General features: G+C 44.4%; 21 protein-coding genes. 12 read left to right on the top strand and 9 right to left on the bottom strand.

Annotated features, from left to right (window positions below; genetic code table 11):
* Nucleotides 1-75 precede the first annotated feature (75 nt).
* The 8 genes from B2866_RS02300 (at nucleotide 76) to purF (ending at nucleotide 8,081) form a co-directional block, all read left to right on the top strand.
* Nucleotides 76-1,368 carry an NAD(P)H-dependent glycerol-3-phosphate dehydrogenase gene (locus B2866_RS02300; RefSeq protein WP_296190302.1) on the top strand — a complete coding sequence of 431 codons (1,293 nt, stop codon included), beginning with the start codon at nucleotides 76-78 and terminating at the stop codon, nucleotides 1,366-1,368.
* Nucleotides 1,369-1,458: 90 nt separating this feature from the next.
* Nucleotides 1,459-1,917 (top strand): SixA phosphatase family protein, encoded by a 459-nt coding sequence (locus tag B2866_RS02295; protein WP_296190300.1) that lies wholly within the window; start codon nucleotides 1,459-1,461, stop codon nucleotides 1,915-1,917.
* Between the two features lie 120 nt (nucleotides 1,918-2,037).
* Entirely contained in the window at nucleotides 2,038-3,330 is a 1,293-nt protein-coding gene (gene gspL / locus B2866_RS02290; protein WP_296190297.1) for a type II secretion system protein GspL, read from the top strand.
* A gap of 2 nt (nucleotides 3,331-3,332) precedes the next feature.
* Nucleotides 3,333-3,896: a type II secretion system protein GspM gene (gene gspM, locus B2866_RS02285; protein WP_296190294.1), complete on the top strand. Its 564-nt coding sequence runs from the start codon at nucleotides 3,333-3,335 to the stop codon at nucleotides 3,894-3,896.
* Between the two features lie 125 nt (nucleotides 3,897-4,021).
* Nucleotides 4,022-4,447, top strand: a complete 426-nt coding sequence (locus B2866_RS02280) for a DUF4870 family protein (protein WP_296190291.1) — start codon at nucleotides 4,022-4,024, stop codon at nucleotides 4,445-4,447.
* Between the two features lie 239 nt (nucleotides 4,448-4,686).
* Complete coding sequence (locus B2866_RS02275; RefSeq protein WP_296190288.1) at nucleotides 4,687-5,721, top strand: quinone-dependent dihydroorotate dehydrogenase; 1,035 nt, start codon at nucleotides 4,687-4,689, stop codon at nucleotides 5,719-5,721.
* Nucleotides 5,722-5,801: 80 nt separating this feature from the next.
* Nucleotides 5,802-6,299, top strand: coding sequence for a CvpA family protein (locus B2866_RS02270; protein WP_296190285.1), 498 nt, complete (start codon nucleotides 5,802-5,804; stop codon nucleotides 6,297-6,299).
* 246 nt (nucleotides 6,300-6,545) lie between these two features.
* The gene (gene purF / locus B2866_RS02265; protein WP_296190282.1) at nucleotides 6,546-8,081 is read left to right on the top strand and encodes an amidophosphoribosyltransferase; all 1,536 of its coding nucleotides are present in this window, start codon (nucleotides 6,546-6,548) and stop codon (nucleotides 8,079-8,081) included.
* Nucleotides 8,082-8,318: 237 nt separating this feature from the next.
* Here purF and B2866_RS02260 read toward each other — a convergent pair whose 3' ends face one another.
* The 6 genes from B2866_RS02260 to yajC form a co-directional block, all read right to left on the bottom strand.
* On the bottom strand, nucleotides 8,319-8,690 hold the full coding sequence (locus B2866_RS02260; protein WP_296190279.1) for an AzlD domain-containing protein: 372 nt from the start codon (nucleotides 8,688-8,690) through the stop codon (nucleotides 8,319-8,321).
* Complete coding sequence (locus tag B2866_RS02255) at nucleotides 8,680-9,411, bottom strand: AzlC family ABC transporter permease (RefSeq protein WP_296190278.1); 732 nt, start codon at nucleotides 9,409-9,411, stop codon at nucleotides 8,680-8,682. The genes B2866_RS02260 and B2866_RS02255 overlap by 11 nt, the downstream gene beginning before the upstream one ends.
* An 85-nt stretch (nucleotides 9,412-9,496) precedes the next feature.
* On the bottom strand, nucleotides 9,497-10,891 hold the full coding sequence (locus B2866_RS02250) for an MATE family efflux transporter (RefSeq protein ID WP_296190276.1): 1,395 nt from the start codon (nucleotides 10,889-10,891) through the stop codon (nucleotides 9,497-9,499).
* Between the two features lie 183 nt (nucleotides 10,892-11,074).
* A complete protein-coding gene (gene secF / locus B2866_RS02245; RefSeq protein WP_193030585.1) occupies nucleotides 11,075-12,337 on the bottom strand; it encodes a protein translocase subunit SecF in 1,263 nt (420 codons plus the stop codon).
* A gap of 9 nt (nucleotides 12,338-12,346) precedes the next feature.
* Complete coding sequence (gene secD / locus B2866_RS02240) at nucleotides 12,347-14,224, bottom strand: protein translocase subunit SecD (protein WP_296190269.1); 1,878 nt, start codon at nucleotides 14,222-14,224, stop codon at nucleotides 12,347-12,349.
* 304 nt (nucleotides 14,225-14,528) lie between these two features.
* A complete protein-coding gene (yajC, locus tag B2866_RS02235; protein WP_068408182.1) occupies nucleotides 14,529-14,858 on the bottom strand; it encodes a preprotein translocase subunit YajC in 330 nt (109 codons plus the stop codon).
* Between the two features lie 503 nt (nucleotides 14,859-15,361).
* Here yajC and B2866_RS02230 point away from each other — a divergent pair.
* From B2866_RS02230 to B2866_RS02220, 3 genes are all read left to right on the top strand, one after another.
* Entirely contained in the window at nucleotides 15,362-16,657 is a 1,296-nt protein-coding gene (locus B2866_RS02230; protein ID WP_296190336.1) for a hemolysin family protein, read from the top strand.
* 364 nt (nucleotides 16,658-17,021) lie between these two features.
* Nucleotides 17,022-17,516, top strand: a complete 495-nt coding sequence (locus B2866_RS02225; protein ID WP_296190266.1) for a nuclear transport factor 2 family protein — start codon at nucleotides 17,022-17,024, stop codon at nucleotides 17,514-17,516.
* Nucleotides 17,517-17,685: 169 nt separating this feature from the next.
* A complete protein-coding gene (locus tag B2866_RS02220) occupies nucleotides 17,686-20,736 on the top strand; it encodes a LysM peptidoglycan-binding domain-containing protein (protein ID WP_296190264.1) in 3,051 nt (1,016 codons plus the stop codon).
* Nucleotides 20,737-20,873: 137 nt separating this feature from the next.
* Here the strand turns inward: B2866_RS02220 and B2866_RS02215 are convergent, their stop codons facing one another.
* Nucleotides 20,874-22,097 (bottom strand): transglycosylase SLT domain-containing protein, encoded by a 1,224-nt coding sequence (locus B2866_RS02215; protein WP_296190262.1) that lies wholly within the window; start codon nucleotides 22,095-22,097, stop codon nucleotides 20,874-20,876.
* 1,059 nt (nucleotides 22,098-23,156) lie between these two features.
* The gene (locus B2866_RS02210; protein WP_296190259.1) at nucleotides 23,157-24,026 is read right to left on the bottom strand and encodes a Nif3-like dinuclear metal center hexameric protein; all 870 of its coding nucleotides are present in this window, start codon (nucleotides 24,024-24,026) and stop codon (nucleotides 23,157-23,159) included.
* Between the two features lie 408 nt (nucleotides 24,027-24,434).
* Between B2866_RS02210 and B2866_RS02205 the strand changes: the two genes are divergently transcribed.
* The gene (locus B2866_RS02205) at nucleotides 24,435-25,763 is read left to right on the top strand and encodes a S1C family serine protease (RefSeq protein WP_296190256.1); all 1,329 of its coding nucleotides are present in this window, start codon (nucleotides 24,435-24,437) and stop codon (nucleotides 25,761-25,763) included.
* A 119-nt stretch (nucleotides 25,764-25,882) separates the two neighbouring features.
* Here the strand turns inward: B2866_RS02205 and yfaE are convergent, their stop codons facing one another.
* Complete coding sequence (gene yfaE / locus B2866_RS02200; RefSeq protein WP_068408173.1) at nucleotides 25,883-26,149, bottom strand: class I ribonucleotide reductase maintenance protein YfaE; 267 nt, start codon at nucleotides 26,147-26,149, stop codon at nucleotides 25,883-25,885.
* Nucleotides 26,150-26,217 lie beyond the last annotated feature (68 nt).

Genomic DNA, 26,217 nt, shown 5'->3' with positions numbered 1-26,217 from the left:
ACATACCCTCAATCTCACTGTATACTCAGCACAAATTCTATTCATAATTCAGTCAGTCAATACGGATAAAATAATATGACCAGCGCTAATGATAAAAAGACAGATGCAAATATAGAGGACAGTCAAACAGATGACAAAGGGGCTGAAAAACAAAACAGTTTGCTATCCGGTATCATTGAGCGTGCCACCAGATCTGGGCTTGGACGTAAGAAGTTAAATCCTAGCGCGGTTGAGTCTGCGGTGGCAAAAAATATGGCAGAAATCCATAACAATCCAACCAAATTGCGTTTGGCATTTTTAGGTGGCGGTAGCTTTGGTACGGCGATGGCAAACTTGGCTGCCCGCAATGGCTGTGATACCACGCTGTGGGTACGCAACAAGCGTACTGTTAAGGCTATGGCAAAGACGCAGACCAATAAAAAATACTTGCCTGGTTATAAGCTTGATGATCGCCTCAAATACAGCCACGATTTACAAGCGGCGGTCAAAGATACTGACATTATTTTTATCGCTGTCCCAGGCCTCGCGTTTCGCGAAACCCTTAAAAGCATCGCGCCCTTTATTAGCGGGCAATCTATTGTCTCTTTAACCAAGGGTATGGAAAAAGATACCTTTGCTTTGATGAGTGATATTATTAAAGATGAGCTGCCGGAAGTAAATTTTGGCGTGATGTCAGGGCCAAATCTCGCCATTGAGATCATGAAAAATATGCCGTCTGCTACGGTCATTGCCAGTGGCTCTGAGCCACTACGCCATGCGGTACAAGCAGCATTACATAGTGCTTTCTTTAGAGTGTTTGCCAGTGATGATGTTCGCGGTGTTGAGCTTGGTGGCGCGCTGAAAAACATTTATGCCATTGCCATGGGTATGGCGGCAGCTTATGAAGTGGGCGAAAATACCAAAGCCATGATATTGACCCGCGGTTTAGCGGAAATGAGCCGTTTTGGCGTCCATGCCGGTGCCAATCCGCTGACCTTTTTAGGTCTGTCGGGCGTCGGTGATTTATATGCGACTTGTAGCTCAGAGCTGAGCCGCAATTACCGTATTGGTAATATGCTCGGTCGCGGTATGACCATTGATGCGGCGGTCAAAAAATTGGGTCAAACCGCTGAAGGCGTCAACACCATTCAGCAAGTACATGAAAAAGCCACCAAAGAAGGCATCTATATGCCGATTACCCATGCGCTTCATGCAGTCATTTATGAAGACAAAGCCGCGCTTGGTGTTGCCTTACATCTTATGGAGGCGGGCTTCCGTAGTGATGTTGAGTTTGTTATGGAGCATGACCATAGTAATGCGGCACTAACGGCGCAAATGCAAACGGCAAGCAAGACTAAGCATAAAAAAGATGCTGACGATAATAAGTAAAGCGTTTAGCAGAATGTAGCTATTTCATTGTTAACATTACTTTATCATCAAAATAGTCAGGTAAACGTAACACACAAGGTGGTTAAGATTATGAAAATTATCTTAGTACGTCATGGTCAAGCAGAAGATGAAACGCGCCCAGACAGTGCGCGGCAATTGACGGATTTTGGCGAGCAGCAAGCGGCGCAAACGGCAGAGTATATTACCACCCATTATCAACCTGATTGTTTTGTTGTGAGTCCTTATAAGCGGGCGCAGCAGACGCTGGCGGCATTACAGTTACGCGCTCCTAACGTGCCCTCACAAATACAAGATAATACCACGCCGTCCGATGATGCCCATCAGGCGCTCATCGACATTGGTAATATTGAAGCGGAGTGTCTGGTGGTCGTCTGTCATATGTCTATCGTTGCTCACATTGCAGGCCTGCTAACGGGTGATTATCCTGAATCGTTTTCTTTAGCAGAAGCGCGCGTGTTTGAGATGGATTTTGTGCTGGCGGGTATGGCAACCGAGATAGACCGCTTTGTCCCAGAACAACCTTATTAGTATCAATAACACACACGCTCATAAAACATTTAAATGCTTGCTAGACCATAGCTTTAATAAATGACAGCTTCAATTAGCAATGACTCTAAACAACAGCTTTGATAATTAAGGACACATTTGGTGTTACATGTTTGGTTAAGAGCGCAGCACAGTCCTTTAGCGGTCTGGCATGAAGACATAAAGCAATGGCAATTGGTTGACAGCTGGCAACAGCTACATGACATCTATGGTAGCTATAAAACCAATAGCCAAAAATCGGTTTGTCTGTATTTTCCCTCAAGCCATGTCTTACAAGTAGAGTCTGAGCTAAATATGGCTCAGCTCAAACAATTGGGTATGAGCGGTAAGCAGTATTTATTTGAAGAAACCTCTCTGACGCCGGTTGAACAGTTAGCTATTCGCCAAATGACTGAGAATAGCAGTCATCATCTCTATGCGTTGGCTCAAAGCGATATCGAAGCATGGCAGCAAAGCACTAAGCTGGTTGGCATGAACATCGTAGCGTTACTGCCTGATTTTTTATTATTGCCAACGCCAGAAGAGGGCGCAGGTCAGCAAATTGTACTGTACCAAGACCAACAAACCATGCTGCTGCGCCAATCCTTACATCAAGGCATGGCCGTCAGTTACTTGCCTTTGATCTTTGAGCGTTTTCCGCATTTAAGCGAAGTGCTGCTATTGCCAGCTATTGATGATGCTTTTGTAGATTCGAGCCACGTGGCTGATATGATTAATGAGCCTACGTTCGCTGATATTGATTTAACCAAGCATGAAACTACCGCCAAAGCATCTTCTCAAACGGCGGCAATGATTGCCGAGCATCAATTATTATTAACCACGCTAGCCGCTGCGCCTAAACCGCTTGAAATTCCTGAACGTCATGCGCTGAACTTTTTTATTAAATCGAACGATTCACAATTATCACCGTATCTGCGGGTGGCGATGATGGTGGCGCTGTCAGCATTGGTATTACAGATGGCGACCGATGGAGTGCAATGGTATCAGTATCAGGCGGCGGCAGCAGCGACCAAAACCGAGATTGCCGCTCAGTATCAGTCTTGGTTTTCTAATGAGCCGCTTAGTACGCGCACGAAATTGCAAGTGCAGTTGCAGCCAAAACTGCGTAGTGACAGCCAAGCGCCTAACGCTCACATAGCGGTATTATCACGTATATCACCGCTGATTAAACAGTCGTCATTACGCGCGCAGGCGTTAGTCATGCAGCCAGCAGCGCTCAGCTTTACACTGATTGCGCCAGACCGCGGCAGTCTTGATCAATTTACCAATACGCTTGTCGCCCAAGGCTTAAATGCTAAGTTGGAACAAGTGAACGGCAATGAGCAAGGGCAGTTTAGTGGTCAAGTGACCGTCGATGTGGTAGAAAACAATAGCAGCGTTAGCAATAAAGGGTAACCATGAAAAGATTACAACGCCTCGCCAAACGCAGCACCATAGAAACTAACCCTCAAAGCAGTGTGTTATCAACGCGCATAAGCAGCTATCAAAGTGTCCTAGCGACACGTTGGCAAGCATTGTCTGCGCGCGACCAATTAGCCTTATTGTTATTGTCGGCATTTTTACTGTTATTTGTTGGTGGCTATGGCGGCTATAGCGTCCATCAAGCAGCAAAAGCGAGCAAAAATGAGTATCAAGAGCAGGTTGCCGATTATTTTTGGTTACGTGCCCAAGCCGTTAACATGGATAGCAATGCGTTAAATGCGGCTAGTGCTGCTGATGGCGCTGAAGCGATGCCGCCGGCTAGCAGTATCAGTGCGCTATTAAATAATTCAGGGATTGCCGATGCCCAGGTCGTTGCGGCGGGCGATGCAGTGCAATTAAGCTTTACTCATCCAAGCCAAGCGGTGGTGAGTGGCGCACTCGGTAAGCTTGAACAGCAAGGTTGGCAATTTACTCAACTGTCGATGCAGCAAGATTTGGTGACTAAAGCCATTCAAGTACAAGCGACCGTGACTTCTTAGTATTTGTACTCAATTATGTTGAAACATATTTAGCCATGTCGATGCTTTAAAGTTTGCCACATTGAAAACCTATTTATCTGCCACAATAAAAGTGCTATTAGCCACAGAATATAACGAGTGATAGTATGATAAACAATCCTAATAATACGATGAGTGATGATAAACGCCGTTCTTTGACGACTTATAACCACATCACGTATTTGCTTTATGTGCTCAGCTATTTTACCGCTGGGCTACTATGGATTGTGCCTATCTTTATGAATTATGCCAAACGCCGTGATGCGGATGGTACTTGGCTCGCCACCCATTTTGACTGGCAAATTAAGACATTTTGGTACAGCATTGTCCTATTCGTTATTGGGGTGCTTATTGTCACCTTTGCCTTAGGCGGTTTTGGTGTCAGTATGTTCGCTGAAACCAACAACATTGCCATCGGCTCAGTATTATTGGCTATTTTAGGTTTTGTTATTATGGGCTTTACTTTTATTTGGCATCTGTACCGTATTGTACGCGGTTGGATTGCGCTTGCTGATGGCCGCCCAGTGCCTTAATCTGAAAATATGAATATCAATAAGTGGTAGATGTGGATAAAAATGCTGTCTGATAGGGGTTTCTTTACTAGGTTAAGTCAGTCAATTAACAGTATTAACGCTTATTTATTCGCAGGATAGGGCGTAATTTTCCTGATGAAACTTTGGTCTTATTTCAGTTAAGCTGATATAATCGCAGCGCTTGACCTCATCGGTTTTTCTCATTCATTATTTCTTTTCAAGCAGGGTCTGTCATTACTATGTCTTACGCCTTACTTCGCCCTTTTTTGTTTAATATGGACCCCGAGCACGCGCATGAGATGACCTTATCTTTATTAGATAAAGCTCATAAAGCGCGTGTGTTGGGCTTAGTATATGGTCAGTCAATGCAACCAACCGATTGTATGGGCTTGCAGTTTGCCAATCCTGTTGGGCTTGCCGCCGGCTTGGATAAAAACGGCGATTATATCGATGCGCTAGCAGAGTTGGGTTTTGGTTTTATCGAAGTAGGTACGGTCACCCCAAAGCCGCAAGTTGGCAATGACAGACCAAGACTATTTAGAATCAAGCAAGCCGATGCCATTATTAACCGCATGGGTTTTAATAATGAAGGCGTTGACTACCTGATTGAAAACGTTAAGCGCTGTAAATACCAAGGCAATATCGGCATCAATATCGGTAAAAATGCTGCGACTCCGGTTGAAAATGCGGCTGATGATTATGTCTATTGCTTAGAGCGTGTTTATCCGCATGCGTCTTATATTACGGTTAATATCTCCTCGCCGAATACCAAAAATTTACGTGACCTACAAAGCGGTGAAGCGTTAACCCAATTATTAGATACCATTAAAAATCGCCACAATCAGCTGGCAACCGAATATGGTTTTTATGTGCCTTTGGTCCTAAAAGTCGCCCCTGATTTAGACCCATTACAAGTCGATTATATCTCTCAGCAGTTGCTGGACTTTGAAATCGATGGTTTGATTGCCACCAATACCACGTTGAGCCGCGTAGGCGTTGAAGATTTGCCCGATGGTGAGCAAGCAGGCGGTTTATCCGGTCGTCCAGTCAGCCACATTAGTACCCAGATTTTACAACAATTCTCCGATCAGCTCGGTGGTAAAGTCACGTTGATTGGCGTTGGCGGTATCGATAGCGGTGACAAAGCGGTCAAAAAAATCGAAGCAGGTGCAGATTTGGTGCAGCTTTATTCCGGGCTTATTTATAAAGGGCCTGGACTGGTACAGTCTTGCATTCAATCTATCGGCGGCTATTACGATGCGATGGAAGGTTAAGACTTTTAACGACTTTCACAATGGTAAGCTTTTTAACTTTACTGAAGTACACCATATAAGATGCAAATGAGGCGATAAACATGAGTGGTTTAGACATTGTGATTGCTGTGGTTGTCCTGATTGGCTTATGGCGGGGTTTTCAGGTAGGTCTAATTAAGACAGCTGTCGGTTTGGTCGGTTGGTTTGTCGCACTTATTGCTGCCACGCGTTTAGCAGGTTCGGTCGCGCCGCAATTATCAAGTATGGTAGAGAATCCTGTCTTGCAAATGGCGCTGGCGTTTTTAGTGATTGTAATTGCTATCTTAGCCATTATGCATCTGGTTGCGTTTGTGTTTTCTGGGGTACTTAAAACCTTACGTCTTGGCGTCCTTGATAAAATGGGGGGCGGGGTACTTGGCGCGGCAAAAAATGTGCTTATGGTTTTGGTGGTGCTTAGCGTCAGCGCGCCATTATTGGTGCAAATGCCGCAATGGGAAACCTCGGTGCTCGCGCCTGAATTGCTGCCTTATGCGCCCATGGGTAAAGAGCTGGTCTCAGATATGTTTGGGATGGCCTGGGATCAGGTCAATCAGTCTTAAGTTTTATAAATTCAAAGGCATGCTAAGCGCTTAAAAAAAGCTATTCAAGCGTCTTTAATATTCGTAAAATACACCTCTATTTATCATCATTAACTTGTCTTATGGATAATCAGCCTTATCTATTGTCCGTAAGACGTTATTCTCAGCAAGATCATCAGCTTTGCGGCAAAAGATAGGCAAACATTTAAGACACGCTTATCAGCCGTTATTGTGTTATCAATGTGTGGTACAAAATAGGATACAACTATGTGTGGAGTCGTTGGGGTCGCAGCTCATGAGCCGGTCAACCAAATTCTTTATGATGCCTTAACCATGTTGCAGCATCGCGGGCAAGATGCGGCAGGTATTGTGACTTTACAGGATGGGCGTCTTTATTTACGTAAAGAAAATGGCATGGTACGTGACGTGTTTATGAACCGTCATATGCTAAAACTGGTGGGTAAGTTTGGTATCGGTCACGTCCGTTACCCGACCGCTGGCACCTCAAGTAGCGCCGAAGCACAGCCTTTTTACGTCAACTCGCCTTATGGTATTACCCTTGCGCACAATGGTAACCTAACCAATGCTGAAGGTTTGGCAAAATCTTTGTATCAAGAAGATCGCCGTCATTTAAACACCGACTCAGACTCTGAGGTGTTGCTAAACGTGCTTGCGCATGAAATGCAAAATATCAATAAAACCCACCCAACGCCTACGGATATCTTTGCAGCAGTAACAGCGGTTTATAGCCGTATTGAAGGCGCTTATGGCGTGGTTGCCATGATTACGGGTCATGGTTTGCTGGCCTTCCGTGATCCAAACGGTATCCGCCCGCTGATTTTTGGTAAGCGTATGGCTGCTAACGGCGGCACAGAATATATGGTTGCGTCAGAGTCAGTCGCTTTGACAGGTTCAGGCTTTAGCATCGTCCGTGATGTCAAGCCGGGCGAAGCAATCTTTATTGATTTGGACCATAAACTGCATACACATCAGTGCGTTGAGCAAAAAGAATACACGCCTTGTATCTTTGAATATGTGTATTTTGCCCGTCCAGATTCTATTATGGATAATATCTCGGTTTATAAATCACGCCTACGTATGGGTGAAAAACTGGCCGATAAAATCCTTGCTGAATGGGGTGAGGACCATGATATTGATGTGGTTATTCCTATTCCTGATACCTCGCGTACCTCAGCGATGGAGCTGGCGCTCAAGATGAACGTCAAATACCGTGAAGGGTTTATGAAAAATCGCTATATCGGTCGTACCTTTATTATGCCAGGTCAGCAACAACGTAAAAAATCGGTGCGTCAAAAGTTAAGCGCCGTACCACTGGAGTTTAAAGGCAAAAACGTGCTTTTGGTCGATGATTCAATCGTTCGTGGCACGACTTGTCATGAAATCATTCAAATGGCACGTGATGCCGGTGCTCGTAAGGTATTCTTTGCCAGTGCTGCGCCGCCGGTTAAATACCCAAATGTCTATGGTATCGATATGCCGGTACGTAGCGAGCTGATTGCTTCAGGTCATAGCGTTGAAGAAGTACGTGAGATTATCGGTGCCGACCGCTTGATTTTCCAAGATTTGGACGATTTGATTGAAGCGGTAAAAGATACTAAGCATAGTAAGGTTGAAGGTTTTGACTGTGCGGTGTTTAATGGCTGCTACATCACAGGGCAAATCAACGAAGCGTATCTCGATCATCTACAAGAGCAACGTAACGACACGGCGAAGATTGGCAAAAAAGGGGTGCAAATCGTTGCTGATACACCAGTCGATATGATGGGCGTAGAAGAGCTGTAAGGCAATAAACACTTTAAAATGATACAAGTAAAAAGGCTGGATTCGCAAGGATTCCAGCCTTTTTTATGGGTATAAATACACGTAGTCAGTATGAAATAAAATGATGAATGAACAGCCACAGGCGACTGGTATAAATTTTCCTTGCTTACTTACTGTTATCACAAAGGCTACGAAAAATTCATCCCAGCCGCGTTGTATCTTTTTAAAGTCACTATACTCTATAAAATAAACTTTTAATCAACCCAAGAAATGAGTAAATAGCCATAAGAAGCCATTAATCGCCGCGATACCAACGATCATACTGACCAATAATTGACGACTTAGATGATAAACGACTAAGACTAATAATAACGCGCCAATTTGTGCCATGAATAAATGTACTTCGGCACTATTTAAGCCGGCTTGAGAGCCAGCATCGCCTGACAAACCTTGATAAGAAAGACTGGTCAAAATCAGTAATACCATCACAGATAGCGGTAAGCTTTCATTTAAGCGATGTAACCACGGCGTATCTAGCAGCTTTTTAGGTATTAAAGCGGGGAGAGCGCGGGTAATAAAGGTCACGGCTGCCATCGCCAGCGTGGCAAGAATCAGATAACTACTGCTCATTGCGGTCTCCTTGCACACTGCGCTGCAACCAAAAACCACGCGCTAAAATCAGTAGCATACAAATCGTAATCGCGACGAGTAACAACCAATTACTGGTAAATAATGAAGCGATCATCAAAGCAATTACAGCAATACCGATGGGGAAGTAACGTTTGATACTTTGAAACTGCTCATACGCCAAAATAGCAAACAGACACACCAAAGCAAAATCTAAATGGGGTATTAAATCGCTTAGAGCGCTACCAATCATCACACCAATCGCCCCAGCTATTACCCACCAACTTTGGTTAAACAAACTAATCGGCAATATGAGTGCTTGTCGTGACTCGTTTGGCAAACTGGTCATCACCGAAAACGTTTCGTCCGTTAAGGCAAATAAACAGTAGGTTTTAGCGATTTTATTACTAGGCATCGCATGCAGCAGTGGCGCCGCATAAAATACATGGCGCAAATTAATCGCTGCGATATTACTGGCGATGCTGCTAATAGCCTCGCCAGCGCTCAGCATCTTCAAACAAGCATATTGCGCCGCACCTGCATATAAGACCACGCTTAGCATGATAGTCGCCCACACTGGTACACCTGCCACTTGTGCGAGCACGCCAAAGGCAATCCCTGCGGGCAGATAACCCATGGCGACTGGCAAGCTTTTTTTAAAGCCTTCGGCCCAATGGTAATGAAAGGCTTGATTTTGATTTATCTCATTAGATTGAGTAGTCACGTAACATCCTAATTTTTCTTACTTTAATTTATTGTTTATTTTCTTCTTTTTTAAAGCGCATCGTATTGGCTGCAAGTTCTAATCATTAAGCGTCAGGCTGCAATTTTTCATAGCTGCCTGTTTGATGGGCATGGTATAAAAACCCACCAAGAATCATCAATCTTAATAATAATAAGCACCAAACGCTAAGCCAAATACCGGTCATATCCCATTGTTGGTAGAGCAGCCAACTGACAGGAAAAAAGATAACCGCCAATATCAGCGCGGCATTACGAATGACGCTACCAGCCGTTAAACCAAAAAATATCCCATCGAGCCAATAAGCGCCAACGCCAACAAGTGGCAGTAGTACCGCATAAAGGTGATAGTCATAAGCCAGCGCAAAGACGGGTTTAATATTGGTCATAAAATCCAAATAAGTTGGCATCGCCAGCCACCAAATCGCGCTTAGCATCATGGCAAGGCCGTAACTGACCACGCCTGTGCGTTTGACGATAATACGAAAGCGCGGCCAATCGCGTCGTCCTGCTGCTTGTCCGCTTAAGGTTTCTGCCGATACCGCCACGCCGTCAAGGGCGAAGGCTGAGATGCTTAATACCTGCAATAAAATAGCATTGGCGGCCAAAATAACATCGCCGCTTTGGGCAGACAGTCGGGTAATCCAAGCAAAGCTTAGGGTTAAAATAAGCGTACGGATAAAAATATCTTTATTTAACGAAAATAGCCTAAGCATCTTATCTTTAGTAAAATGTTCCTTATTAGCATTAAATAACGCGCGCCAAGAGATTTGCAAATGTCGACGGCTAAGCCACAATGCTAAGACCACCCCAAGCCAAAAGGCAATGGTCGTCCCTAATGCTACCCCAACCAAGCCCATCTGCAGCACATAAACGAAAAACAAGGTCAGAATAATATTAAGCATGGCGATAAAGCCTTGCTGATAAAGCATATAGCGGGTTTTGCCTTGACCAGCAAACCAGCCGATAAAGGCAAAATTCATTAGCTCTGCGATAACGCCCCAAAAACGGACATCTAAATAAGTCTTGGCTGCACGACCGCTATCAGGATTGGCAGAAAGCGCCTGCAAGCCAAAATCAATGAGCCAAGGTTTTGCAATAAGTAGCACTGCGCCAATCATAAACGCAAGTAATAAAGCTCGCTGCAAAATTGATAGCAGCGGCGATTGCGTTTGCTTAGAAGGGTTATTGTTAGCAAGCTGACCGAGTGCTTGTGCAGAAAGACCAGAGGAGGCATATTGCAAAAAGTTAAAGCTGACTAATATCAAAGACAGCAGCTGAATAGCCAAACCCATGCCAGCAAGCTTGGCAGTGTCATTCATATTACCGACAATCGCCGTATCAATGACGCTTTGTAGCGGCATTGCTAGATTGGCTAACAACACAGGCAAGGCAATCGCGATGATACGCGCATAGCGAGTATCAATAGGTGGCATAGCACTTGGCGGCAGGGTAGATGACATAGCGTAGTCGCTTATATAACCATATAATAAGACAGAAAAGTTTAGTGATGACTTATCGAATAACATTAAAAGATGAATAAAAATAGTATAAAGACAAAAGCACCTAGAGTTTAGGTGCTTTTATCGTGATAACGTTTGTGGGCTGAATAACTAAAAGTCTAGTTATTGGCTTCTATACAAGCGTTAGTCTTGCTCATACATTTTTGGATCATTAAACGTGACGATTTCTTCTTCAAACTCAGGTTTTACTTTCACGATAAAGTCGTCACGTGATAAGCCCATTCTTAAAGGAATAGAGCTTGCGATATAAGTTGAAGAATAAGTACCCGCAAGTAAACCAATAAACAGCGCCACTGAGAACCAGTATAGACCATCACCGCCTAAGAATAACATCGCTAGTACAACCAAAAGTACCGTTGAGATGGTCATAATCGTACGGCGTAGCGTCTCTGTTAATGACAAATCAATTGTTTGACGCGGCGTGATACCACGCACGCGGCGGAAGTTTTCGCGGACACGGTCATAAACAACAATCGTATCGTTTAGCGAGTAACCAATCAGCGCCAGTACAGCAGCTAGGACGGTTAAGTCGAACGGAAAGCCAAATAAGGCAAAGACCCCGATGGTTACCACCGCATCATGGAATAGCGACAGTACTGCGCCAAGCGCCAACTTAAACTGGAAGCGTAGGGCGACATAGCCAAGCATACAAGCCAATGCTAGTGCCAACGACATAACTGAGCTTAAGTAGATTTCGTTACCGACTTGGCTACCGATGATATTAACGTTACTGATTTCAACGTTATTATTAGGCAATGCCAATGCTTTACTCAAGCTTGTGCTTAGACCGTCGACGTTATCTGATTGGGGTGGCAAGCGTACTAAAAGCTCTTGGCGCGTACCTAGATACTGTACGACCGCATCGTCAAAGCCATTATCGGCTAGCGCGTTTACCACGTCGGCTTGCTCAGCAGGCTGCTCATAACGCACATCTGCTGACACCCCGCCGGTGAAATCAAGACCTAGGTTCAGTCCATTGACCGCAATCGCGATAATACTACCAATGACCAAAAGCAGCGATAAGATGGCCATCGGCTTTTCTATCTTCATAAAGGGGATGATACGCTGATCCCCAATCGCTTTGATACCACCTTCTGCGTAAGCAGCGGCATCTTCGGCAGAATCACCTAACATCAAATTAGGATCAACCGCTGCTGTGTTACCAGATGCTTGGGTCGCCAAGGCTTGATTTTCTTTCCCACCGCGGCGTGTTTTTGAACCGGTCGATTTAGAGCTTCTAGGATTATTGGTTTGCGTATTACTGCCTTTGCCATCACGGCGCGGTTTTTTACGGCGGCGCGTACCAGTAGTATTTGCTTCACCGTTTGAGCCATTTCGATCTGGGTTATTTTCTTGTTCTAGCGGATTGTTATTATCGATAGCCATAGTTTTCTCCTAACCGATGCTCAGACGTTTGATAGATTTGCGCTTGCCGTAAGCAATTTGTATCAGCGCACGCGTCACCAAAATGGCGGTAAATAGCGAGCTGACAATACCAATCGCGAGGGTAATCGCAAAGCCTTTAATCGGACCTGTACCTATCGCAAATAAGATAAAGGCGACCAGTAAGGTTGTGATATTGGCATCGAAAATACTACTAAAAGCACGGTCAAAACCTGCGACGATGGCGGATTTTGGCCGGACACCATTTGCCAGCTCCTCACGTATCCGCTCAAAGATCAGCACGTTGGCATCGACCGCCATACCAATGGTCAAGACAATACCAGCAATACCCGGCAGGGTGAGCGATGAGCCTAAAATTGACATGATGGCAATGATAATAATGACGTTAATCGCAAGAGCAATGTTGGCAATGACCCCAAACAAGCGATAAAAAACAATCATAAAGACGAAAACTAATAGATAACCCACTTGGGTAGAGAACAAGCCTTTTTCGATATTTTCTTGACCGAGCGATGGACCAATCGTACGCTCTTCCACGAAATACATCGGTGCAGCTAGTGCCCCTGAACGTAATAAGAGTGCAAGCTCAGCCGCTTCAGCACTACTATCAAGTCCAGTAATACGGAACGACGAACCTAGTACCGCTTGAATATTGGCACGGTTAATGACTTTGGTTTCTGCATACGGCGTACGTACTTCGACCGTCTCACCAGTCGCTGGATCTTCTTTATAAACGATACGTTGTTTATTCTCAATAAACAGCACAGCCATTTGTTTACCAACAGCAGTACGGGTAGCGTTTTGCATCAGCTTACCACCAGCGCTATCTAGGGTAATACTGACTTCAGGCGAGCCATTTTCATCGATACCTGTCTGAGCATTGGTGACTTTATCACCGGTGACAATCGCTTGGCGCTCAAGCAATACTGGTGGACCGTCAAGTGTTTCAAAGGGAAACGCTTCAGTACCAGCAGGCGGAATACCGCCCATATAGTTTTCAGCACCCTCAGCAACCATACGGAACTCAAGATTAGCAGTACGACCAAGGACACGTTTTGCCTCAGCGGTATCTTGTACGCCCGGTAGCTCAACGACGATACGGCTAGCACCTTGTGATTGTACCAAAGCTTCAGTCACCCCAAGCTCAGCAATACGATTGCGTAGAGTAGTCAAGTTTTGGTTGACCGCGTAGCTATTGATTTCATCTAAAGTGGCATCGTTATACGCTAAAATCAGCGCAGGGCCCTGCTCATCAATCGATGACTGTAAAGTGAAGGTATTACCCATCGAGCCTTGTAGGATGTTTTGCGCGCGGTTACGGGTATCGGTATCAGTGAAATGCAGCACCACGCCACGCTTTTCAGTTTTGATACCTTTTACAGCAATACGTTCAGCACGTAAGTCACGACGCATATCACGACTGGCGCTGGTCAAGCGCTGTTCGAGCGCCTTATCCATATCCACTTCTAGTACAAAACGTACACCGCCACGCAAATCAAGCCCAAGCTTCATCGGTTTTGCACCGATATCACGCAACCACTCTGGGGTGGTTTGTGCCAAGTTTAGCGCGACCACATAATCCTCGCCCAAATTCTGACGCAGCACTTCTTGAGCTTTTAGCTGATCGACTGGATTGTCGAGACGCACCAGCGCACTGTTGCCCTCAAAGGTGCCATCATGATTATTGATGCCAGCCTCTTCAAGTAAGCGTTTAGACTCAGTTAAGATGCCTTCAGATAGCTGCGTACCTGCTGCGGCACTGGTAATCTGTACGGCAGGTTCATCAGGATAGAGGTTAGGGGCCGCATATAGACCGGCAATGATAAGCACGACGGCGATGAGTAAGTATTTCCAAGCGGGATATTGCATAATCACTTCTTTAAGTTGATAAACTACTGGCGACGTAGGCCACAAGTTAGCAGATGGGAAGTTAGCGATAACAATGGCAGGTGACTAAATGGAGAGCTACTATGTGTTGTAGTCGTACTGAATCATGCACCACTGCGATCATCCGCGATGATAGTAAAGCAAAAAACGGTTAAGCGTAAATAGTAAAGCGAAAAATGACCGTAAATAATGTACGGTCATTTTACAGTCATTACAACCAATAATTGATAACGGGTAGTAATTAAGCACAATAAATGTTTGTCAATTATTGGTTTATGAATGCCAATTAAACGCTTTCAATCGTACCAGCGGGCAATACTGAAATCACTGACGCCCGTTGTACTTTAACATCCGTATGGTTGTTTAAGCTCACAACCGCGTAATCGCCTTCCAATGCCTTGATACGGCCCATAAGACCACCAGCAAAAATAATTTCGCTGCCAACGGTCAAGGCGTTGACCATCGCACGGTGTTCTTTGGTACGCTTAGACTGTGGACGAATCACCAAAAAGTAAAAAATGGCAAAAAAGGCAACCGGCAACAAGATTTGACCAAACATTGACGCAGCTCCGGCAGTTTCTGGTGCCGCATGGGCCGCTTGAATGAATAAGCTCATAATTTCTCTCAGTAAGTCATAGATAAGAATAAATTTACACGCATAGTAACAAAAAATCTCAGGCTTGGTAACTGTTAATCATAGGCTGAGGGCGTTTTTGTTACAACTCAGGGATTGGCTATCCCAGTTATAGCGATAGAGGATTTCTTATTATAAACAAAGCCAGGGCAAATTATGCAGTGGGCATAAAAAGTCAAATGTTAAGTGAATATAAAGTTGCTATCATTTTATAAGTGTTAAAAACATGGGTAGGTGACTCTCTAAATAATTGATACTAATGGTTATTTGTCAAAAGTCGCTGGTGTCGGCAGCGGCATGAAACAAAGCCTTATCATAAACCAAATGGCTGTATAATAGAGTGGTTTGAGTACGTTTTTAGGGATTGGGTAGAAAAGCATTCGTATTTATCGGCTATTATTTTCTATCTGCTAGCGCTTGCTCATGATATATTGTGATTTCCTTTTTCTTCTTTGTTTAGGTTACCTAACTTGTTTACCTTTTTTATGTCTGTACCTCGCTTATACCGTCCGCGCGCTTGTCGTAAAGACGCCTCTGCTGAACCTCCCCCGACGATGGGTGACAGTGGTCGCTCTTATATAACACGGTTTAATAGCAAATCGTTTTCGGCGTTCATTTTATTGCTAACTTCTTTGCTACCACAAGCGGTCTTCGCAGCGGGCGAGGTAGCAAACCCTACTGCTAGCAGTGTGTTACTGCTCATCTTATTTGTGCTTGTTGCCATTGGCATCTCGTTTATTTGTTCGTTAGCAGAAGCGGCACTCCTCAGTATGACGCCGTCGTATATTGCTGACTTGCAGGAAACAAACCCCAAAAAGTCCAACATGCTAAAACGTTTAAAGGTTGATAATATTGATCAGTCGTTGGCAGCCATCTTAACGTTAAATACCGTGGCGCATACTTTAGGCTCGATTGGGGCGGGTGCGCAGGCGACGATTGTCTTTGGTAGCGCTTGGTTTGGACTGTTCTCGGCGTTCATGACCTTGGCTATTTTGTTTTTATCCGAAATTATGCCAAAAACCCTAGGCACTATCTATTGGCGACAATTGGGCGGCATGGTTGCTTATTTTGTCCGCGGTATTATTTTATTGCTGTATCCCCTCATTTGGATATCAGAAAAATTAACCAAACTGCTGGTACGCGGTAAAGAGCCGCAAGCGTTTAGCCGTCGCGAATTTGCGGCGCTCGCCAGCATCGGCGAAGAATCAGGACAAATCGATCCCCTAGAGTCGCGTATTATTCGTAATCTATTGGCATTCGGGGCGATTAAAGTTGAAGATATCATGACCCCGCGTTCGGTGATGCTGGCGTTTGAAGAGCATAAAACTGTCGCTGATCTGCTAGTTGATCGTCCAAAACTGACCTTTTCGCGCTTACCAATTTATGATGGCGATTTAGACAATATCACCGGTTTTGTCTTAAAAACTGACATGCTCTTGGCAAAATTTAACCATGCGGCTCATAAACCATTGACCCAATTTAAACGTGACATTACCTTTGTATTTTCAAAGATGAAATTGTTTGATTTGTTAGAGCTGATGCTAAAAAACCGAATTCATATCGCCATTACTGTCGGTGAGTACGGCGAAGTTAAAGGTTTGGTGACTTTAGAAGATGTGTTCGAAACTTTATTAGGGCTTGAGATTGTCGATGAGATAGATCGCGTCGAAGACATGCAAGCCTTAGCTCGGCAGATGATGGACAGACGCGTTGAGCGTTTAGGCATGAAGCTGAGTGATGACGAACGCTATGAAGACGGTCACAATGAGCCCAAGCATTAGAATTCAGGCATTAGAGCTCAGGCATTAGAAAATATAAGCATTAAAAAGTAGCTAGAGAAAACACAGCCATTAATTACACCTTTGATTAAGCGATTAAATAAAAAATTTGTATGACACTGAGGTTCGCAATAATCACACAGGGTGTCACATGGCTGTGAGAATTGAGTGATAGGCTAAAACTAGCATAACAATATGTCGTTAAATAACCTGAATATCGTTAAATAATCTAAGTTTTAAACATAAAAATATTTTATAAATAAGTGATAAATTAAGGTTTTATGTCAATGTTCGGCCAAATGACGTATGACCACAATGGTACTTGATTTTAACGACAACAATGATAATAGTATGACTAAGGAATATTATGAAGCGACTATGGGGAAAAGGGCTGCTGGCTCTATTGATAAAAAGTGCGGGCGTAACGGCAATAGTTGCCGCTGCTAGCGCTGTCAGTATCAGCGCGCAAGCGGCGACCATGACTGAATCATTGGTACAAAACTACGCCGCTGCCATGAAATCAGCTGCCAATAGCCAAAACACCAATCAGGTTGCGCGCTTGGTGTCTGATGATGCGCTGATTTCGATGTCTAGAAAAGGCAAAACGACCAGCCTTGATAAAGACGCTTATCTGCAATTATTGCAAAGAAGCTGGCGCGATACGTCGAACTATCGCTACGATATTACGGTAGATAATATCGTTATTACGGGTGACCAAGCCAAAGCCAATGTCACCACCAATGAAAGCTGGGTAAAAGACGGTCAAAAAGTTTCATTTGTTACCTCATCGCGGGTCACACTTACCTTATCTACGGGTAATGCAGTACTTTTACGGGCGGTCTCACAAGTGACCATCAACTAAAAACTAGTCATATATCAAGTTATATCATGAATTAAGCCATTAAAAGATAGGGCAGATGACTTTTTGCGCATTATCTTTACGATTAGGCTAGTTTTTGTTTGATATTGCGTACTATACTGTCGATTAACTTTATTTTATCACTTATTGTTGTTAGGAAACTTCCACTATCATGTCTACTGTGTCATCAAAATCTCGCTCCTTTATCGCTTTACCACTGACGCTTGCGGTGTCAACTTTACTTATCAGTGCTTGTAGTAATACCTCAGCGGTCAAAAAGACGGGTGCGACCGGCAGCTCAGCTGTGGTTACCAAACGTCCTGTTACTCAAGTGACTAAGCCAAGCACGGGCGCTGATTATTCAACGGCTTTTTTGGATGCTGAGAGCTTAGATGAGCTAGCAGATTTATTAGAAGCGACTGATATGACGATGGTTGAAGGCAATAAACTTGCCATTCAACAATATGGTGACTTGTGGAATCGCTTGCGCGCAGGCTACCGCATGAATGGTGGACGCCCTGTTTATAATCAGCGTATCGAGGCGCAAAAAGGCTGGTTTACCAGTCGTCAAGACTATCTCAACCGCTTGACCGCCCGTGCCAGTCGCTATCTTTACCATACCGTTCGAGAAGCTGAGCGCCGTAATATTCCAACCGAACTTGCATTATTGCCAGTGATTGAGAGCTCCTACGATCCAAGTGGTACCAGTAGTGCCGCCGCGGCCGGTTTATGGCAGTTTATCCCAAGTACAGGACGCATTTATGGTCTAAATCAAAGTAGCACCTATGATGGTCGCCGTGACGTGATTGAATCAACGCGTGCTGCTTACGACTTTTTGACCGCATTGCATAATCAGTTTGGCAGTTGGGAGCTGGCATTAGCCGCTTATAACGCTGGTCCTGGTCGTGTGCAAAAAGCCATTGATGCCAATGCTGCACGCGGGCTGCCGACCGATTATTGGTCGCTCAGATTACCGACTGAAACCATGAACTATGTACCACGCTTTTTAGCGGTTGCCGAAATCGTTGCCAAGCCTGAGCAATATGGCGTCTATCTGCCTGCTATTGCTAACCGTCAGCATTTCCGTAGTGTACCGGTCAATTATGGTGTGAGCCTAGCGGAAGTGTCACAAGTGACTGGGGTCAGCTATGATGAGTTAGAAAGGCTAAATACGGCGCTGACATCAGCGCGTGTTGACGCCTCAGGCCCGCAGCGTATTATCATTCCGAACGATGTCAGCTTGACGACAGATGCCAAGCTTAGCTCGTTAAGAGGTAATGGTAGTAGTAACGTGATTGCTTCTAGCAATACCAGTATTAGCACGACGCCAAGCTATTCAGGCTCAACCACACCGAGCTACAATAATAAACCATACACCAGTAGTGGCTCATTACCGACTACCGGCAGCGCCCTTGCAGAGTATGCAGCGAGCGCAAGCGTACCACAGCAGACCACCAGTTATATTCCACCGACGGCTTCACCAACCAGCAGTTCTGTCTATAGTAGCAACAATACTATTCGTACTGAGCCACCGCTGACGTCTGCTGAAACCAAAAAGATTAACGCTGAGCTAAAGAGTAGTAACAGCTTACCGACCACATCAGCGCAAATCACGCAAAATAATACCATCATTCAAGAGCCGCCATTAAGTAAAGCGGAACGTGATTACATTGCCAATCAGATTCGTATTAGTACGCCTGAAACCAATGTCGTCAACGCCGATGGTAATATCAACCTATCAGCCGTTCAGACGCAGCAGTCTATTTTAGAAGCGACGGGGCAAGAGAAGAAACTGAGCTTCCCGAAAAAATCGGCTAGCAAGCCAAAACCAGAAGGCGCACGTACTACTTATACGGTTAAACGTGGTGATACGTTAGCAAATATCGCCAGTCGTGCCGGTGTTAGCTGGCGTGATATTGCTGAATGGAACCAGATAGATGCGAGTGCCAATCTGCTAGCAGGCAGCACATTATACTTATATAATGCCAAATCTATTGAGCCATTAAGTAGTGCCAGCAATACGGCAGCAAGCCAGCCTGAAAGCTATATCGTTCAAGGTGGTGACACGTTAATCGGTACCGCCAACCGCTTTGGCTTGTCAGTCACCCAGCTCGCCACCTACAATAATCTGAGCAGTAGAGCAGACTTGCTACGTGGACAAAAACTGTGGTTGGTGCCGGGCAAAGTCACCGCGCCAGCGACTACGCCCGCTGCGCCATCAACCAAACCTAGTAAATCAAGTACGGCTACCAAGAATTATAAAGTCAAACCGGGTGATGGCTTGATTGCATTATCGCGCCAATTTAATGTACCGACCGCTACCTTAGCAAATTTGAATAATATCAGTACGACGGACTCGCTATATGTCGGTCAAACTTTAAAAGTACCCGCTAATGTAGACTTTACCGCTACAGATACTCCCTCTAGTAGCGCTAGCAATCCTGTAAAAACCAGTGCTCCTGCAAGCACAGTGGCAACGACCAACTATAAGGTTAAATCAGGCGATACTTTAATTGGTATTGCAACTAGTGTTGGTATCAGTCCTGAAGCGTTGGCAGCCGTCAACCCTAACTTTGATGCCAAAGCGCGCTTACAGCGTGGTCAGACAATCAAAGTGCCTGTCACCAAAGATTTGGTCGATCGTCAGCTTAATGACAAAGCGGTTAGTTATAAAGTCAAATCAGGCGATACGTTAACGGGCGTTGCTCAGCGTTACAATATTGGATTGAGTGATTTGGCCGCCGCCAATAATTTAAAAACCAATGCCAATTTAATATTGGGTCGGACGATTACCATTCCTGCAAATGGTACGGTCAGTGTTGCTAGCACGACTAACAGTAATGCTAGCAGCAGTAGTAAGAGCAGCACTACCAGCCCAGAAACAGCCACTAGTAGCGCAAGCAGTAGTGGTAAAAAGCTTGGTAATACTGAGAGCTATAAAGTAAAAGCAGGCGATGGTCTGATTGCGCTAGCGCGTCAGTTCGGTGTCTCGGTAGAGGATTTGGCAGCGACCAATGATTTGGCAACCAACGCGCAGTTACAACGTGGTCAAACCATCAAAGTACCAAAAGCAACCGTCAGCTATACCGTGGGCTCAGGTGATAGCTTGATTGGTTTGGCGCGTAAATATGGCGTATCTACCAAAGAGCTTGCCGATATGAATAACATTGCTGTCGATACCATGCTGCAACGAGGTCAACGTTTAACCGTACCGAATCGTTAATGCAGAATGTAGTCGCATTTGACAAATTTTAAGTATTAAAAAAAGCTGCTCTTTTATAAGATCAGCTTTTTTATTGGCATTATTTTGTTCAAGATTTAAGACTTTATTCAAGGTTTAGAATCTTTAGCACGACCATATTAAACCGTTTGGGTTTTAATGGTTTCAAGATAACTTCTAATATTACTCACATAATGCATCGCCTGACCATAACGGCTGTTCGACGCTCTATTTTCCGACAAATAAGCATATATATTTGCCCAGCTTTTATCATCGATACCATTGGCGCTTAATTTACGCTGGATACTTTTTACAGCATTTGGACCCATATTATAAGCGGCGAGGGCAAACCAGATGCGATCAGTCTTTGGTACATCAGCAAAATCGGCTTTCATTTGCTCCAAATAACGCGCACCACCACCGATACTTTGATAAGGATCAACGCGATCAGAGACGCCCATGGCCTTAGCGGTATTATTGGTCAGCATCATGATACCGCGCACGCCAGTCGGAGAGACGGCATTGGCATTTAAATGCGATTCTTGATAACCCATGGCGACCAGCAGCTCCCAATCATGATTATAATTGCGCGCTTGCTCTTGAAACGATGATTGATAGTCAGGCAATTTTTCTGTCAAGGTCTTTTTAAAATGGTCCTGGCTATAAGCATCTTTTAACAAATTCTGATTATAAAACGCCGCCAGTTTTTGCGTGTGATCAAGCTTCATACTATCACATAAGAAGTAACTGGCTTTTTGTGATAACGGGTCATTAGCGGAATTAAATGTCCAACTAACTTTAGGGTGTAAGCCGTTCTTAGTTAAGCTGGCATCATAGCCGCAGCTCACATTAACAGAGGCTAAGTCTAGCTGGCTTTTTAGCTGTGTGCTGGCGGTGGTCAAGGCCATATCGGCATCGCCTGATTTTAAGGCTCTAAGCGCCGCCTCTTCATTAGCATAAGCCTTTAGATTGATGTTGACACCAAGCCCATCTGCATAGCTACGCACTAAATCGTAGCCAAAACCGTGCTGAAAGCCGTCGGTTGCAAAGTAGGTACTATCACCCGGTACAGCAGCAACCGTTAGGGTATTTTCCAACATGACATGAGCATAGGCTGGTACTGGCGTGCTCATCGTCGTCAAGCTCTCAGCCGGTAAAGAGAGCAGAGCGATACTTGATATTTGTGCCAATTTCCTGGTTTTGGAAAATTTGGTTTTGGCGAAACGAGTCACTTTGATAGGTGCAACTGCTGGAACGAAGTTACTTTTGGTGTGCAGTAAGCGCTTAGATGGACGCAGTAGATATGAAATACGGCTTTTGGCCCCTTGCGCAGATACCTTCACACGGTAAGTAATACGCTGCATGGATGTCTCCTGATTTTAGCCATCCTGCATACCATAAAAATGCCTGATCAATTTATGCTGCTTATATATTTATATGGCGCGTATGGCTATATAAGTGGCATAAACTGGCGTTACATTTTAGATAACATCAGCCTGATAAATAGCTTAAGGTCACTGTCATCTTGTTTACATATAGGGCTGCTAACCTTCGATATATAACCGTTAGCACCACCGTCTTTTCATCATTTAACTCATAGTTGGCTATTTTTTAGAAAATAAAACAGGCACTTCAAACATCATTCTAAAAAAAAGACGCATCACACGGCGAAGGGTATAAATCGGATGATTCCTTCATCGATATAAAACGAGTTATTGATCAAAAGACTGGCTATAAAACCATATTAAACATAGGTAAGGTCATGAATAAATTATTGAGACAAATACACAGCATAAGCGCCGTACAACTGCACTTAATCGTTGCTGTGTTTATATTAATTGCTAGCTAATAATATGGTTTGCTCAGCGATAAAAATAAGCAAACATTCTATCTAACTACTCATTAACAATAAGTAGCAGACAAACTTTGCTTAAGCAGTATCGCGACGCTCAAAACAGGGCAGACTATTTAATTAGAAAACAAATTAATAAAAAAAACTAATTAAAAATTAACCATATAAAAATAATATTTGATTGCTCACTGCCAAAAACCTAATGAGTTAAAAATAGGCTTTTAGATGATAAGCACTGTTTTAGCGCCATAACCGGAAGCTATTAAAATGGGAAGTCTCATGACAAGACATTCTTTCTTCAGGAACCAATATGCGGATATTCGTTATATTATTCAAGTAGAGTTAATAAATTAGCGATAAAACTTAACAATAGCACTATAAACGGTAAAAAATGTCCTTGTTTTGGGAAGGTTGTGACAAGAAGCGCTATAAGAAAAGATTGCGCTTAAGCAGTATTTTCTGTATTTAGCGCAAAATATTAATATTAACGCTTAATAAACTTAGTGCTTCAACTGAGAAAAAACAATTGTGGGTAGATAAAACTGTTTGATTATCAGGCGGAGCCTAATGGTTAGGCTGGATTATCAATGTCAATAAAAGTCACTGGCAAGCCAAATTGCTGAGCCAGCAGTTCGCCCAGCGCTTGAATACCGCCGCGCTCTGTTGCATGGTGACCGCAGGCAAAATAATCAATGCCAAGCTCGCGAGCGCTATGGGTGGTACGCTCTGATATTTCACCAGAAATATAAGCATCACAGCCCATCAGCGCTGCTTGCTCAATCATATCTTGCGCGCCGCCCGTGCAGATACCCACGCGTTCAATCAATCTGCTGTCCGCTTGCCCAGGCTCAGCGTTGGGTGCGGCGTTATAAGCAGCGGGGATATGTAACGGTATCCGACCTAAAGCAGCGGTAATCTGGGTAATAAGGCTTTGGGCGCTTTGCGGCTGGCAGGTGGCAATATTACCAACTGGATGCATCTCATGCGGATAAAGTGCGCCGATGATGTTCATATCAAGTAACTCAGCAAGTTTGGCATTATTGCCAATGCTAGGATGGGCGTCGAGCGGCAGATGGTAGCCAATCAAAGAGATGCCATGTTGCATCAGTTTGCGGATACGCTGACCTTTCATCCCAGTGATAGTCGCAGGCTCGCCTTTCCAAAAATATCCATGATGCACCACAATAGCATCAGCGTTATCAGCAATCGCGGCGTCAATCAACGCCTCACATGCGGTGACACCTGTGACGATACGACCGATAGGTCGTCCGCCATCTACTTGTAAACCATTTGGCGCATAGTCTTTAAAGGCTGAGGCTGATAAGTAGTCGTCACAAAAATCCGTTAAGGTTTGGGCGCTAATCGTTTTGCTTGAGGTTTGGTTTGAGAACTGATTTGAAAGCTGGCTTGAGGATTCGGTTAAGCTATTGTGTTCGGTCATGGTCATTCCTTATAATTGTTGCCATTCATTACGCACGGTTCTTGATTTGATTATCCGTTGCTTGCATATTTCAGGCGTTCAGTGCTGTAAGTATCGCGGTTAAAGAACTAAGATATTTGTTTGTAAATATCTTATGTTCTAAGTTGTCAAAGTGATGGTTAGCGCCATTTTAACATGGGGCTGTAAAAGAGTAGACAAGACGAATAACTGAAACGGTACACGATACGTTACTATTTATCGATGTGGCCAGTTATAATTTGCATACCTGAATCTACGTGATCTGTAGCGCTTATAATGCTCAATTTTGTCTTAGGTAGTATTAGACATTATTGTTCAACAAGAAGCGTTTGCGCGTAGTCATTATTCACTGTTTCCACAAAACTATTTTTACAATAGAGAGGTTTTTATATGTCGTCATCTCGGAATACCAATAACAAGGCCGGCGCGTTAACGTGGTTGCCTTGGGTTTTGTTGCTGATAGTGGTTGCAGCGTTTATTTGGTTGTTTACGAGTATGAAAACGGCATCAGAGCAAGCGTGGGAGCCGCCTAGAACCATGCCTGCCGAGCAGCAAGCCTCAGCGCCTGCCTCTGATACACCCGCGCCGATTGCTTCTTATCATAATGGCGTTGCTCGTGCGTCACAATCCGTCGTCAATATCTATACCACGCAAACGATGGCCGAGCATCCTTATATGAACGACCCAGTATTGCGCCGGTTTTTCGAGTTTCATGGTGGGCCATCACAAGAGCAGGGCAATACTAACCTAGGTTCTGGGGTTATTGTTTCAGAAGACGGTTATATCGTGACCAATGCTCATGTTCTTGAAAAAGCCGATGAAATCACAGTTGCCTTTAATGATGGGCGCAAGAGTCGTGCAAAATTGATTGGTACTGATCCAGACAGTGATTTGGCGGTGATTAAAGTCGATATGACCGATTTGAAACCCCTTGGTTTCCGTAAAGACCCTATTCGTGTTGGCGATGTGGCATTGGCGATTGGTAATCCATTCGGGGTCGGTCAGACGGTGACGCAAGGTATTATCTCGGCGACAGGACGAACAGGACTTGGGGTTAATAAGTTTGAAGACTTTATCCAAACCGATGCAGCGATTAATCCAGGTAACTCAGGTGGCGCGCTGGTTGATGCTTACGGCGAGCTCATTGGTATTAATACTGCTATTTACTCGCGCTCTGGCGGCTCAATGGGCATTGGCTTTGCCATTCCTACTGCCATCGTTGAGCAAGTGATGAATGCCATTATTAAAGATGGAAAGGTTAGCCGTGGTTGGTTGGGTATCGAAATCCAATCACAGCTACGAGATCCTACGCAGCTTGAAACTTCAACTGGGGTAGAAGTGTTTAATGTCGTGCCTAAAAGCCCAGCGGCTAAGAGTGGCTTGCGCATTGGTGATATCATTTTGTCAATCGACGGTGTTGAGATGACAGATGCCAATACCTTAATCCAGTATGTCGCTCGTAAAGCGCCGAATACCACGCTTAACGCCCAAGTATTGCGCCAAGGCAAAAACAAGCAAGTAAAAATTCTGCTCGAAGAGCGTCCAGCGCAAGAGCCAATGGCACGTCCTGTTGTCATTCATGATGAAACGCTTGGCGGTATGGGCGATCCTAGTCTACAAGATGAAGGGACAGAGGTGCCCATGATGTCAGAAGCGGAGCGTGACCGTATGCGCGAAGAGCTATTGCAGCTATTTGAAAGAGATGGCGCACCTTTATAACGCCAAGCTTTACATATAGTGCTTTACACTTTAAAAGATAATAAAAAAGCGCGCTATCTTGAAGATAGCGCGTTTTTTATTAGCATGTTTTTTTAATCATAACTCTATGAATTCAGCAGCTACTTTTCTATTAGCTCGTGATTGATATAAATAACGCCTTGCACGCGGCAGCAGCAGGGCAATATTTCGTCTTCTTCAATCATAGCAAGCGGCTCAAACGGATAATCAATAACGTGTGAGCTGGCGATGCGCTTGATGCGGCAACTGCCACAGTAGCCTTCCTTACACTGATAATTGATATCGTGTCCGGTGCGTAGCAATCCATCGAGCAGACTTTCGTCATCATGCAAGTAGAATTGCTTCTTACTCGTCATTACCCAAGTCATAATTCAACCTTATCTTAATTTTCCCATCGCATATAGAGTGCCTTTAATAACCCCACTCTCAACTTGAA

It is taken from the genome of Psychrobacter sp. UBA3483 (assembly GCF_002377905.1).
GTDB lineage: Bacteria > Pseudomonadota > Gammaproteobacteria > Pseudomonadales > Moraxellaceae > Psychrobacter.
Note: the sequence above shows the minus strand (reverse complement) of the source record. Positions and strands in the feature narration are given on the sequence as shown.